Origin of the sequence: Luteirhabdus pelagi, assembly GCF_016827595.1 — a bacterium.
GTDB lineage: Bacteria > Bacteroidota > Bacteroidia > Flavobacteriales > Flavobacteriaceae > Luteirhabdus > Luteirhabdus pelagi.
On sequence record NZ_JAECMS010000005.1, the window covers coordinates 131,344 to 144,765 of the forward strand.

Consider the following 13,422-nt stretch of genomic DNA (forward strand, 5'->3'; position numbering starts at 1 on the left):
AGCTATATCACTTAATTACAAACTTAAATACACGCTTGTTTTCTAGCCTAAGGAAATAAATACCTTTTGCCAAACCCTTAATTGAAATTTTTTCATCGGGATTCATACGACTTTCCACCACACGTATTCCCAACATAGAGGTTATCGTATACTCCTGCGGTTCCCTTACTCCCGAAATTTGGATATAATCAGTTGTAGGATTTGGATATACTATGCCCCAAATCTGTTGCCCCGAAGTGTCGGATGTGGATAATGGTGTTGGGTCATACATCGTTATCTTAGCAGAATTCATCTCCGAAATAAACAAGGCATCCTCATAAAACGCATAATCATACGCCATTCTAGTTTCCGAAATATACTCCTCGATTACTGGGTTGCTTTGTGACAAATTAATCGCAAAGGTTTTGTTGTTGTTGTATTTATTGAAGTATAAAATATCTTCCCGTACTTCAACGGCCACAGGATCCAATACTCCTGACAGTACTTCTTCCACGACAGGAGCGGTTTGGCTAACGTCTATTTTTGAAATTCTATTCCCAGAAAATTCCGCTATGTATAAGTCATCCCCATGAAAACTTAAGCCCCATGGGCTTTCCAAACCTTCTACTATATTTATCAAGGGCGGATCGGCAAGTGTAACATCTACCTTTTTAATTCTGCCATTGCTCAGGTCGCTTATATAAAGATAATTATCCTTGAAGGCCAATCCGTATGGGGTTTGAACACTTTTGAATGATGTTCCTACTGTGCCAGGATCATCAAGGTTTTTACGATTGATGCCGTTCGCTCTTGAATAGTAAATCTCATTTTCCCGGATAGCGACTGCATTGCCATCCGTGAGATTAGAAATTACAACTTCTTCCACCGGAACACCTGCTGTCAGATCAACTTTGGCTATTTCGGAATCTTTCACAAAATAGAGTTCATTTTCCTTAATGGTCATTCCACGGATGTTACTATTCTCTATATAGTGAAAATCAATGGGAGTTATGGGAAGTTCATCCAACGTTACTTTGTAAATGGTATCATTGAAAAAATCTGCAACGTACATAATTCCCTCATGGAGCAATTGACTATAGGGTATTATATTCGAATATATATCTTGGGTAGTAGGTGGTGAAGTGGACAAATCGATACGAATCATACTGCTATGAAAGAACGTGCCACTAGGAGCGCTTCCTGAGTATAAATAAGTTCCATCCAACACTAGATCAGCAACGCCGTAAGTGGCCGGCGATATAATAACAGGGTTTAGAATGGGTTCCGATAGATCGACATACCATGTATCATAAAAACCTATCGGGTCCGAGATATACAAATCATCGTCCCTAATCGCGAGGGACCATGGCAAACTAATATCAGTAACGACATCGGAAACGACAATAGGAGAATCGGTGATGTCTACTTTCACTACCTTATTTTCCGCATATAGCGCGATAAAAAGCTCATTCCCTCGAAACGCCATGCCATGTGGCTCATTAATTCCAGAAACCACTTCTTCCAATTCTGGATTTGGATCATTAATGTTGAAACGTGTAATTCTATCTTCCAAGCGATTGGAAACGTAGATATAATCATCCTTCAATACCAAATCCAATGGGGTTACCAAACCTGATATAACGATTTCAGGAGTAGGGTCTGGGTCATTTATATCCACTTTAACAATACGGTCTTCTGTCGTCTCGATATAGTACAATGTGGTTTCGTTAAGCAGTAATCCCCTTGGCGTAATCGCTTCCATAAAAACCTCAACTTGAGCTGAAAGCGAGAAAGCCACAAGCAAGAATAACCAAAACCAAATATTTCTTTTATCCATAGTCGTATTGATTCAAAGGCATAATCGCACGAAACCTAGTTATTTACGAAGTTGGAATATACTACAAATTCCTTGAAGAATTGTTCACCCTCCTGAGGTTTTAATAATTCTACAAAACGACATTTAGAATCAAAAGAACTTTGGTGCACTTCAAGTATATCTTTCAACCTTTATTATAATATAGAAGTCCTATCCAAACGGATACGGCTTCCTCTCTCCTAGAGGCCAAAACCAGTAGCACAAAAAAAGCCCGCATCAAAAGATACGGGCCTTACCTTATCTGATGCCGAAACCAGTTCGGCATAAATTCACCTACGCAAATCAGAGATTTGCAGGTTCTGTGGTAACATTGAAAACAAAAGCCCATATCAAAAGATACGGGCCTTACCTTATCTGATGCCGAACCTGCCTGCCGCAGGCACGGACCAGTTCGGCATAAATTCACCTACACAAATCGGAGATTTGCAGGTTCATTTACTTTACTTCTTCGAAATCCACGTCTTCTACGTCGCTTCCTTCTTCTGAAGATCCGCCTGTTGCGCCTTGCTGTGCACCGGCATCGCCACCTGGGGCACCACCTTGCTGCTCGGCTTGGGCTTTATACATTTCCTCAGAGGCAGTCTTCCAAGCTTCATTGATCTTATCCAATGCTGGTTGAATTTTATCTACATCCTTGGTCTCGTATGCCTTCTTCAGTTCCTCAAGCGCGTCTTCGATTGGCTTTTTCTTATCGTCAGATAATTTATCGCCAAATTCCTTCAACTGCTTTTCGGTCTGGAAAATCATCGCATCGGCTTCATTCACTTTATCAACAGTTTCCTTAGCCTTCTTATCGGCCTCGGCATTCGCCTCTGCTTCTTGCTTCATTTTTTCGATTTCATCTTCTGTCAATCCAGAAGAAGCCTCAATTCTAATATCCTGCTTCTTACCGGTTGCCTTATCCTCTGCGCTCACCTTGATGATACCATTGGCATCAATATCGAAGGTAACTTCAATTTGAGGCGTTCCTCGAGGTGCTGGTGGAATTCCCTCTAAGTGGAAACGACCAATCGTCTTATTATCGGAGGCCATCGGACGCTCACCCTGTAATACGTGTATCTCTACACTAGGCTGATTGTCGGCTGCTGTTGAGAAGGTCTGACTTTTCTTCGTAGGAATCGTCGTATTTGCTTCGATCAACTTTGTGTTTACACCTCCCATGGTTTCAATACCAAGTGAAAGTGGCGTAACATCCAATAACAATACATCTTTTACATCTCCGGTCAATACACCACCCTGAATGGCAGCACCAATTGCTACTACTTCATCAGGATTTACCCCTTTAGAGGCAGCTTTTCCGAAGAAATCCTTTACGGCTTCCTGAACTGCCGGGATACGCGTACTACCACCTACTAGGATGATTTCATCGATATCACTTTTGGAAAGTCCAGCAGCTTTCAATGCTTTTTCACATGGCGTGATAGTTCGCTTCACCAAATCGTCGATTAACTGCTCGAACTTAGAGCGCGTCAATGTTTTCACCAAGTGTTTTGGTCCACTGGAAGTAGCCGTAACATAAGGTAAATTGATTTCGGTTTGAGATGAAGAAGATAATTCAATCTTTGCTTTCTCTGCAGCCTCCTTCAACCGCTGTAACGCCATTGGGTCCTTTCGAAGATCCATATCTTCTTCTTTCTGGAACTCGTCGGCCAACCAGTTGATGATTTTGCTATCCACATCATCACCACCGAGATGCGTATCACCATCGGTAGACAATACTTCAAATACGCCATCACCCAATTCTAGGATACTAACATCGTGCGTACCGCCACCAAAGTCGAATACCACAATCTTCTGATCGGTATCTTTTTTATCCAATCCGTAGGCCAAGGCAGCAGCGGTAGGCTCATTGATGATTCGCTCGACTTTCAATCCAGCGATTTCACCTGCTTCTTTTGTTGCTTGACGCTGACTATCGTTAAAATAGGCAGGTACGGTAATAACCGCACGGTCTACATCTTGCCCTAGGTAATCTTCGGCAGTTTTCTTCATTTTCTGAAGAATCATCGCACTCAATTCCTGAGGGGTATATTTTCTGTCGTCTACAACTACGCGAGGTGTATCGTTATCACCTTTTACGACATCATAGGCAACGTTATCAACTTCTTTGTTCGATTCGGAAAACTTATTCCCCATAAACCGCTTGATCGAAGAAATGGTTTTCTTTGGGTTGGTTACGGCCTGACGCTTTGCAGGATCTCCTACCTTAATTTCACCACCTTCTACGAATGCGATTACCGATGGAGTCGTACGTTTTCCTTCGGCATTAGGTATTACCGTTGGCTCGCTACCTTCCATTACAGCAACGCAGGAGTTGGTTGTACCTAAGTCGATTCCAATAATCTTACTCATAGTGTTATAATTGTGTATTTAGTGTTTTCAAATTGTTTTCGCTCTCTATAAGTCAAGGTTCGTGCCATCGGAAGTTGGCTGACAGGGTGTCAGTTTGATTAGCTGTAAGCAGTATGCCGCACGATATAGATGGTGAACCCTCCTTTGACGCGCAGGCGGTGAACCCTCCTCCGGCGGGCAAGCAGTGAACCCTCCTTCGGCGGGCAGGCAGTGAACCCTCCTTCGGCGGGCAGGCAGTGAGTAGTGAGTAGTGAGTAGTGAGCCTGCCTGTCGGCAGACAGGTAGTGAGTAGTGAATTTAATCAGACTATTCTTAATTCTGAATTCTGAATTCTCAACTCGTAATCCCTTATTTGCTATTTTTGCACTACATGATTGTTCCAGCTTTCCAACCAGCTTCTGCAGTACAAAACACGCGAACTACTTTTATTACCTACGCTATCGTTTGGGCAAGTTATTTTGTGTTTTTTATCCTTATTGGAATACTCTCCACTTGGTTTCCTGAATTGGTTTCGAATGAATTCCAACAAGACGGTATCTTAGAATTATTGAAAAAAGATCCTCTTCGTCTTATCATCTCAGCGATAATCATCGCTCCTATTTTTGAAGAAATTATGTTTAGGGGATTATTGTGTCCCAGCCATTCGGAGTTATTGCTATTTATGAGCGCTTGGATGGGATTTTTCTTTATGCTGTTGACCGGTGGACTCGATTATCCCTATTTAAAAATGGTAGGATTAGCGGTGGTCTTCGTAAGTTCCTATTATCTGTTTCAGCTTTGGTTTTCGAAAAAATCATCTGAATCCCTTCGAAAATGGTTTCACCGTTATGCAGGTATGCTGTGGGTGATCTCATCTCTAGTTTTCGGATTGGTACATATTTATAACTATGTTGATTCCTTCCTTCTCAATGCCGCATTGGTTGTGGCCATCATACCAAGAATACTTATTGGTTTCGCGGCCGGCTATTTAAAACTTCGAACGGGAGTTTTGGTCTGGCCGATTCTTCTTCACTTTTTAAACAATGCTGTAGCCATTGGACTCATGTTGTTTTTTGAATATTGGCAAACAAACCCAGGCTCCATTTTTAGATGTTAGATTTTAGATGTACAACATGGAGTTTATGGTTAGGCAGTGTTCTCCATTTAAAAACTTAAAGATTTTGAAGATTTGAAAATGTATCGAGAGTCTGAGAATTGTAGGGAGACGATAATCATTGATTCTTCTCTTCTTTGCTCTTTTGCTCCTTTGCTCCTTGAGAAAATAAAAGATATTCAAAGCCTGAAGCATATTGCGTATCGCTTATAGCCGTCCACTAAATTAACGTTCCCTTAAAACAATTACATTCTGACTATTCGTAACTTTTTCGAAATCAAAACATTTCTTATGAAAGCAGTTCAAGTACAAGAGGCAGGGGGCGACTTCAAAGTAGTTGATCTTGACATTCCCTCGCCAAGCGAACACGAAGTATTAATCAAGGTGGAAGCCTGCGGAATTTGCCACAGCGACAATTTCGTGAAGGAAGGAACATTTCCCGGTCTGGAATATCCAAGGGTACCCGGACATGAGGTAGTGGGAACTATCGAAAAATTAGGTTCCGAAGTTTCCCGATGGATGGAAGGCCAACGCGTTGGCGTAGGCTGGCACGGTGGCCATTGTTTTACTTGCGATCCATGCAGACGCGGACAGTTCATCAATTGTGAAAATGCCAAAATTTGTGGTATTTCGTACGATGGAGGCTATTCAGAATATATGGTAGCACCAGAAGAAGCAATTGCAAGTATTCCCGATGAACTTACCTCGGAAGAGGCAGCACCACTTTTATGTGCTGGAATTACCGTGTATAACGCCATGCGGAATAGCAACATTAAAGCTGGCGATGTCGTAGCCGTACAAGGAATTGGCGGGTTAGGCCACTTGGCCGTACAATATGCCTGCAGAATGGGCATGAAAACCGTAGCACTTTCTCATTCCAGTGAAAAGAAAAAGTTAGCGGAAGAACTTGGCGCGCATCATTTTATCAATACCAAAGAAGAGGATGCTGTTGAAAAGCTTCAAAAACTCGGAGGTGCCAAACTGATTGTTGCCACTGCTCCCCATGCCGATGCGATATCTTCTGTAATAGATGGATTAGGTGTTGATGGTGAAATCGTCTGTATTGGAGCCACACCCGATAATCTTGAGGTGTCGCCCATGCAATTGATTATGGGACGAAAAGCCATTAGTGGCTGGCCTAGCGGAACAGCAATTGATAGTGAAGATACATTGAATTTCAGCGCCTTGACCAATACTGCTCCGATGATTGAAACTTTTTCTCTCGATGATGTAGAAGAAGCCTTCAACAAAATGATGAATAATGAAGCGCGTTTTCGGGTAGTACTGAAACCGTAGTCTAAAAATATATAGCGTAGAAATCCTGCTGCCGGAAGCTTTGGCAGCAGGATTTCGTATTTTTATACCATGTGGAACTTAGAGAACAAAACAGCTGTCGTCACGGGAGGCACAAAAGGAATCGGTCGCGCAACAGTATTGGAATTACTTGCGTTGGGCGCAAAAATTATATTTTCGGCGCGAAATGCTTCAGAAGTTGCAAAATTTGAAAGTGAACTCAAGAAGAACGGTCACCAAGCCTTTGGAATAGTAAGTGACGTTTCAACACGAAAAGGTAGGGAGGCAATTGTTTCCGAAGTACAAAAACGTTTCACCCAACTGGATATTCTCGTTAATAATGCTGGTATCAACATTCGAAAAAAGGCACATGATTATTCCGAAGAGGAGTATCAAAAAATCATTTCAATCAATCAAACGGCTCCTTTTTTATTAAGTCGCGATTTGTTTTCCTTTTTAAAGGCTTCAGAAAATGCGTCCATTATAAATGTAGCTTCGGTAGCCGCTACTTTGGATGTCGGCACTGGTTCGCCCTATGCTATGAGTAAAGCTGCTTTGGTCATGCAAACCAAAAACTTAGCGGTAGAATGGGCGAAGGATGGTATACGCGTAAATGCGGTTTCGCCTTGGTTCACCAAAACACCTCTCACCGACGGATTGCTTCAACAGAAAGAGCGCATGGAACCCGTACTGGATCATACACCATTGGCTCGAGTCGCGGAAGCATCAGAAATGGCCAATGTGATTGCCTTTCTCGCAATGGACAAATCTTCGTATGTAACCGGTCAGAATGTTATTGTAGATGGCGGGGTTGGGTTGTCTGCGTTGTAATTCGAAATTACTCGTAAGCACGATACCAACTAGTAGTTTCAACTAAGCTTTCGTTCTCATATTCCGGCCCATTAATCAAATCTTCAGGAAGAGATTGGTTCGATTGAATATCACTATCCTTATAAAGTGTAACTATGTTTAAGACCATATCATTAATAGAAAATGGTAATGGTTCAATGAAATTAGCCAAATAGGGCGAAACATCGATTTCAATTATTTCCGAGGCTTTACCAACAATCCAGTAATCGAAGTCTATTGTCGTTTCATAATTCAAGTTATAATAATGCGAAAGATAGCCACTATAGTTTCCGGAAGTACTTATTTTAGTATTAGTTACAGAATATTCATCAATATTAAAATCGAAATCGGGAATAGTAATATCATGATTTAACGTGCTACCGTTATATACATATGTATATCCCCTACTCCCATTTCTGTAAGAAACATCTGTTCTCATGCGGTCGAAAACGGATCCCGAAAGGCCCCAAGAATAACTAGAGGCTCCTTCTGTAAAATATTCTCTTCGGATCATACTTGTATTTGTACCAATAGTACCCACGAAACGAAAATCAGCGTGATTATTCTCTGGGATTGTAATATTCATTACATCATAAGCGAAAGGAAGTTCATTGTAGTCAATATTTTCTTCAATATCGCTTGTGACTGATTCGATAAAATGATATCTCGGATACTCTTCATTTGCTTTCTTAAACGATATATAGAAAGCTTCCTCGTTCGAAACTATACCATTCACGATAAGTCCATTTTGAACCGAATATCCCCCATGAAAATTTGTATAAACTATATCATTCGGAATTGGGTCGTTACCAACAGCAGCGTTTTCAATGTTTAAAACAACGTTGTGGGATTCCGCAAATTCAGAGTGTTCCCCAAGATAATATTGCCCTGGTGAGATGTCTAAGTATGTACCAAAGTGATATTCATCATAATCTTCAATCCTATCATATTTATTGACGTGATATCTGGCATCGGGGTCACCCATGAAAGTAACACTAATTGTTTGTTCCGCCGTATGGTCGTATTCTTGACCTCCCAATATACTTCCTGTATCATCAATTACGAAAACACCGGAAGTTGATACGATAGTAGACTCTATATAAGGCACTATAAATTCGTAGGTTAAGAGAACTTGTTCCACCTGTTCACCGTCTTCTTGATGTATGGTGCTATCTTTTGAACAGCCTTGAAAAAACAAAACACATCCCAAAAGCACTATTATAAATAAATGTAATCTCATTTTAAATTGCAATAAATAATAAGGTTTTAATAGAACTCACTAACGACTCTTACGGCTTCCCCTACACCTATACCTGAGCCATCTAAATAAAATTGAACATAATTTTCCGAAGAGGAGTTTAAGTCAAGGTCAATCATTTTAAAGGCTTTAAAATTAAGATCAGATGACGATATTGAAAACTCTTCCATAAGCTCATTTTGCAATGTGTCTAGATAATCAAGAGTATTTAGATCATCTGCATTTCCCAAAATATTGTGGCTAACATTAATATCAGCGCCCTCTAATTCATTTTTATATAATAATGTATAACCATCGTAATTACCACTTGTGGACACATCAAATGAAGAGGGTGTCGGATTAATTATTTCAAAGTCCATAATAATTTCATCTACAGTCATTGAGGCTATCTCAGATTTCTTAGATATAGCGTAATTCTTATCTCCTCTACTATAACTGATAGTTGTTGTGAAATAATCAAATAAACTAGTTTTGGTATATGCTTCAAAATAGGTACTTCCATCACTAGCGGAATACGTCTGGATCAAATCTGAGGAAAAATAAGAATTTGTTTTTGATCCTAGTATTCTTACTGAAAAATAGTCGTTAGAGGGAACTTCAAAAGTAATTAAATCGTCTGCAAATGGTAACGCTTGAAAATCAACTGTTGTTTCTAGTGGCTCTGTAACGTTTTCGTGCCAAAAGAAGCGGGGATACGGTTCTCCAACCTTCTTAAATGCAGAATAAAAACCATCGTTTAATGCTACTGTCCATGATATTTCCACACTATCAGAACCTATATTAATAATTCCGTTAGAATTAGAATAAAAAAAGGAAAATGGAATATTCCCTAATGAATCGGCAGCATTATTAACTATCACAGAAACATCAACAGGATCGGGATATTCAAAAAACTCTCCAATAGTGTGCGCACCAGGTACAATATTGGTGTATGTTATCCACGTATACATATCTGGAAATGGTGGCACAAGTTCATCAATTTGGCGGATTGTTATGTCGTAACCATTAGATTCTTCGACCATAAACGTAATAATGTTCTCCTGACTATAATCGATTTCAGCACTATCAAGGATTTCCCCACTGTGATTACTTAAGTAAATGATTGAGGTATTTTCCAGAATATTCCTCTCATCTTTTGGAATTGTAAGTACAAACTCTACTAATTCTGGGTTCTCGCCATCATCGGCCGAGTCATCTTCAATTGAATCCTTTGAACAACTCGAAAGAAAGAATATTGGAAGAAAAAAGAATAATAGAAAATATCTAGAAAATGACATCCATCTCGTTTTACCACACAAAAATGATAAAATTATACGTATAACCGTTATAAAATATAATTTTTCTGGATGCTGTTTTATGGCTTCAACTTCGCCTCTTCCCAATAAACATCCATTTCAGCAAGGGTCATTTCCTTTAAGGTCTTACCATGCTCCTTGGCCTTTTGCTCCAAATATTGAAAGCGCTTGATAAATTTTTTATTAGTGCGTTCCAGGGCGTTTTCAGGATTTACCTTTAAAAAACGTGCATAGTTTACCATCGAAAACAGCACATCGCCAAACTCGGCTTCAATTTTATCGGAATTGCCCTCCGTAACCTCATGCTGTAGTTCCTCCAATTCTTCCTTCAACTTTTCAAACACCTGTTCGGGCTTTTCCCAATCAAAACCAACCCCGGCCACCTTATCCTGAATGCGATTCGCCTTCACCAAGGACGGTAGCGAATTCGGCACGCCCTCCAACACGCTTTTCTTACCCTCCTTCAACTTTAGGTTTTCCCAGTTTCGCTTTACTTCTTCTTCATCTTCTACATCGATGTCGCCGTAAATGTGCGGGTGACGCGCAATCAATTTTTCGCAGATGCCGTTGGCTACATCTGCCATATCGAAGTCGTTCGTTTCACTCCCGATTTTTCCATAGAAAACAATATGCAATAGTAAATCGCCTAACTCTTTCTTCACCTCTTCCAAATCGTTATCCAAAATGGCATCGCCAAGTTCGTAGGTTTCTTCGATGGTTAAATGACGAAGCGACTGCATCGTTTGCTTTCGGTCCCACGGACACTGTTCCCGAAGCTCATCCATGATGGTTAATAATCGATCGTACGCCTTAAGTTGTGCTGCTCGTGAATTCATGGTTTCAAAAGTACTGATTTCAGCTGTATGCTGTAAGCTTTAGGCTTTAGGCTTTAGGCTCTAAATAAAGGGTATGTAGTTCAAATGCCTCAACCAATAGTAGTAACAATCAACATTCTAGTATCGAAGCCTTACTCTATTCTTAAATTTGGTGTATGCGATTTGTAATTTTTCTGGGCAATCCCTCCTCGCCATCGGCTCGTTCGGGCCGGGCTTTCCTGCCTGCCGGCAGGCAGGCGCTACTCGCTTTCCCGCAAAAGCGGGAAGAGCTTATACAGGCCGCTCAATCCCTATTGCTGTCTTTGGTCTTTAGTCTTTAGTCTATAGTCGATAGTTGGTAGTCGGTGGTCGATAGTTGATAGTTGATAGTTGGTAGCTGGTGGTCGGTAGTCGGTAGGCGGTAGGCGGTAGGCGGTAGTCGAAAGTCGAAAGTTGATAGTTAGAAGGAGCTAATAGCAACGGACGAATAAAATTTGAATAGAGGCTATATGAATGTCACTCCGCCATTCTCTAGTTTTCTAACGACTACAGACCATTGACTAATAACTAAACCTTTGCTCCTTTGCTCCTTTGCTCCTTTGCTCCTTTGCTCCTTTGCTCCTTTGCTCCTTTGCTCCTTTGCTCCTTAAAATAAAAAAGCCACCCTTCGACAAGCTTAGGGCGACTTTTTTTTACTATCTTAAAAGTTATTACTCCTCTTCCGAGGTAGCGTTGCCTTCAGAGAAATCGGCTAGGTCGTTTTCAACCAAAAGGTTATACCACTGAATCACTTTCTTAATATCACTAGCATATACGCGGTCTTCGTCATATTCAGGAAGTACTTCAAAAAAGTATTCCTCTAATTTGATTTTTGGCTCCTTATGACTAATCGCCTTTTCGCCATTTTCCTTTTCCGACATTTTTTGAAATACCTCGCGCAACGGCACTTCTTCCGTTAAAGTGTAGATAGCGATCTCGCTCAGCAAACTTACGTTATGACGACCGCTAACGTTTACTTTTCTTCCGTCCTGAAGCGATTCGGCTAAGAATCCAGTACGGGTTTGACCTTTTAATTTATACAGTCCGGGTTTTCCGGAAATCGATAAGATTTTTTCTAAGCTCATAAACGATACTTCTTATGCTATTTCAATTTTTTTTTACGCGGAGTGCAAATATGCGGGGTTTGTCTCAGTTGTGCAACGGTTTAACGTTTCTTTTTGGCTAGTGGAAACCGCATTTTGTAGTCGATATTGATTTTACCGGTTGAAATCTTTTTCAACTTGCTTTTAATCAATCGCTTTTTCAACGGAGACAGTTTGTCGGTGAACAAAACTCCCTCGATATGATCGTATTCATGTTGAATGATACGTGCTGCAATGCCGCTATACTTTTTCGTGTGCGTGTTGAAGTCTTCATCCTGGAATTTGATGGTTATGTCTGGCTGCCGAAATACATCCTCCCGAACCTCAGGAATACTTAAACAACCTTCATTAAACGCCCATTCGTCGCCTTCCTCTTCCAAGATCTCGGCATTGATAAACGTTTGGCGAAAATCGGTGAGCTGCTTTCGTTCCTCTTCACTCAAATCCTCATCATCGGCAAAGGGCGTAGCATCGACCAAGAACAAACGGATAGGCAAGCCAATCTGCGGTGCCGCTAATCCTACGCCTTTAGCGGCATACATTGTTTCATACATGTTTTCAATTAACACATCCAATTTTGGATACTCTTTTGAAATCTCTTTGCCCTTTTTCCGCAAAACGGTATCGCCATAGGCTCTGATGGGTAAAATCATAGGTTTTCAACAATTTTCGGCAAAGGTAGCGAATTGTGAGGGAAGTAGGTAATGAGAAAATGAAATTGAAATTGAAATTGAAATTGAAGTTGAAACTGAAGATTTGTTGATGTTTCTAGAATTCAGAATTATGAATGTAGAATTTTTAATACATATAACAATTAGCTTGGAAATATGTCGAAACTATAAACTAATGACCAAGGACTATTTTGAGATTTGGAATTTGGATGCTGGATGTTGGGTGTTGGGTGTTGGGTGTTGGGTGTTGGGTGTTGGGTGTTGGGTGTTGGGTGTTGGGTGTTGGGTGTTGGGTGTTGGGTGTTGGAAACTTAAATATATCCACTACTCACTACTCACTACCTGTCTGCCGACAGGCAGGCTCACTACTCACTGCCGATAGAGATACTGCTGTAAAATAATCGTCGCACTGATTTCATCTAACAACTCCTTGTTTCGGCGCTTCTTTTTCTTTAACCCACTATCAATCATCGTTTGGAAGGCCATTTTACTCGTGTATCGCTCGTCTTCCCGTTGCACAGGCATATGAGGAAATTCCTCAGCAAACACCTTTAAGAACTCTTGAATGTTTCCTTCTATATCGCTAGGCGTGCCGTCTTTTTGAGTCGGATAACCCACTAAGGTGAGGTCTACCTTTTCTTCCTCGAAATAATCCTTCAAATATTGCATCAAATCGACTGTCGCAACTGTTGTCAGGCCCGAAGCGATCATCTGAAGTTCATCGGTAACCGCTAATCCAGTACGCTTCAACCCAAAATCGATGGCCAATATTCTTCCCATATAGCAAAAATACCACATT

At 40.8% G+C, this 13,422-nt stretch carries 11 protein-coding genes; 3 read left to right on the plus strand and 8 right to left on the minus strand.

Translation table 11 applies throughout. The features are described from left to right. Positions 1-7 precede the first annotated feature (7 nt). Positions 8-1,816: a T9SS type A sorting domain-containing protein gene (locus I4Q58_RS13060; RefSeq protein ID WP_203296340.1), complete on the minus strand. Its 1,809-nt coding sequence runs from the start codon at positions 1,814-1,816 to the stop codon at positions 8-10. 474 nt (positions 1,817-2,290) lie between these two features. Beyond that, entirely contained in the window at positions 2,291-4,207 is a 1,917-nt protein-coding gene (gene dnaK, locus I4Q58_RS13065) for a molecular chaperone DnaK (protein ID WP_203296341.1), read from the minus strand. Positions 4,208-4,577: 370 nt separating this feature from the next. Here dnaK and I4Q58_RS13070 point away from each other — a divergent pair, with 370 nt between their 5' ends. The 3 genes from I4Q58_RS13070 to I4Q58_RS13080 all read left to right on the plus strand — a co-directional run bounded on the left by I4Q58_RS13070 (position 4,578) and on the right by I4Q58_RS13080 (position 7,424). Further along, a complete protein-coding gene (locus I4Q58_RS13070) occupies positions 4,578-5,303 on the plus strand; it encodes a CPBP family intramembrane glutamic endopeptidase (protein WP_203296342.1) in 726 nt (241 codons plus the stop codon). A gap of 288 nt (positions 5,304-5,591) precedes the next feature. After that, entirely contained in the window at positions 5,592-6,596 is a 1,005-nt protein-coding gene (locus tag I4Q58_RS13075; protein ID WP_203296343.1) for an alcohol dehydrogenase, read from the plus strand. 69 nt (positions 6,597-6,665) lie between these two features. Continuing rightward, a complete protein-coding gene (locus I4Q58_RS13080) occupies positions 6,666-7,424 on the plus strand; it encodes an SDR family oxidoreductase (RefSeq protein WP_203296344.1) in 759 nt (252 codons plus the stop codon). Between the two features lie 7 nt (positions 7,425-7,431). On the opposite strand, the gene I4Q58_RS13085 is transcribed toward I4Q58_RS13080, so the two are convergent. The 6 genes from I4Q58_RS13085 to ruvX all read right to left on the minus strand — a co-directional run bounded on the left by I4Q58_RS13085 (position 7,432) and on the right by ruvX (position 13,403). Further along, entirely contained in the window at positions 7,432-8,682 is a 1,251-nt protein-coding gene (locus tag I4Q58_RS13085) for a hypothetical protein (protein WP_203296345.1), read from the minus strand. A 26-nt stretch (positions 8,683-8,708) separates the two neighbouring features. Next, positions 8,709-10,082, minus strand: a complete 1,374-nt coding sequence (locus tag I4Q58_RS13090; protein ID WP_203296346.1) for a hypothetical protein — start codon at positions 10,080-10,082, stop codon at positions 8,709-8,711. Then, positions 10,055-10,831 (minus strand): nucleoside triphosphate pyrophosphohydrolase, encoded by a 777-nt coding sequence (gene mazG, locus I4Q58_RS13095; RefSeq protein ID WP_203296347.1) that lies wholly within the window; start codon positions 10,829-10,831, stop codon positions 10,055-10,057. Before mazG ends, I4Q58_RS13090 begins: the two co-directional genes overlap by 28 nt. A gap of 689 nt (positions 10,832-11,520) precedes the next feature. Next, entirely contained in the window at positions 11,521-11,934 is a 414-nt protein-coding gene (locus tag I4Q58_RS13100; protein WP_203296348.1) for a DUF5606 family protein, read from the minus strand. Between the two features lie 80 nt (positions 11,935-12,014). After that, positions 12,015-12,605, minus strand: a complete 591-nt coding sequence (gene def, locus I4Q58_RS13105; protein WP_203296349.1) for a peptide deformylase — start codon at positions 12,603-12,605, stop codon at positions 12,015-12,017. Between the two features lie 387 nt (positions 12,606-12,992). Next, a complete protein-coding gene (gene ruvX / locus I4Q58_RS13110; protein WP_203296350.1) occupies positions 12,993-13,403 on the minus strand; it encodes a Holliday junction resolvase RuvX in 411 nt (136 codons plus the stop codon). Positions 13,404-13,422: the final 19 nt, after the last annotated feature.

Coding starts and splice junctions, on each gene's coding strand:
- I4Q58_RS13060 (WP_203296340.1), bottom strand. CDS start 1,816: ATGGATAAAAGAAATATTTGGTTTTGGTTATTCTTGCTTGTGGCTTTC.
- I4Q58_RS13085 (WP_203296345.1), bottom strand. CDS start 8,682: ATGAGATTACATTTATTTATAATAGTGCTTTTGGGATGTGTTTTGTTT.
- I4Q58_RS13100 (WP_203296348.1), bottom strand. CDS start 11,934: ATGAGCTTAGAAAAAATCTTATCGATTTCCGGAAAACCCGGACTGTAT.
- I4Q58_RS13070 (WP_203296342.1), top strand. CDS start 4,578: ATGATTGTTCCAGCTTTCCAACCAGCTTCTGCAGTACAAAACACGCGA.
- I4Q58_RS13075 (WP_203296343.1), top strand. CDS start 5,592: ATGAAAGCAGTTCAAGTACAAGAGGCAGGGGGCGACTTCAAAGTAGTT.
- ruvX (WP_203296350.1), bottom strand. CDS start 13,403: ATGGGAAGAATATTGGCCATCGATTTTGGGTTGAAGCGTACTGGATTA.
- mazG (WP_203296347.1), bottom strand. CDS start 10,831: ATGAATTCACGAGCAGCACAACTTAAGGCGTACGATCGATTATTAACC.
- def (WP_203296349.1), bottom strand. CDS start 12,605: ATGATTTTACCCATCAGAGCCTATGGCGATACCGTTTTGCGGAAAAAG.
- dnaK (WP_203296341.1), bottom strand. CDS start 4,207: ATGAGTAAGATTATTGGAATCGACTTAGGTACAACCAACTCCTGCGTT.
- I4Q58_RS13080 (WP_203296344.1), top strand. CDS start 6,666: ATGTGGAACTTAGAGAACAAAACAGCTGTCGTCACGGGAGGCACAAAA.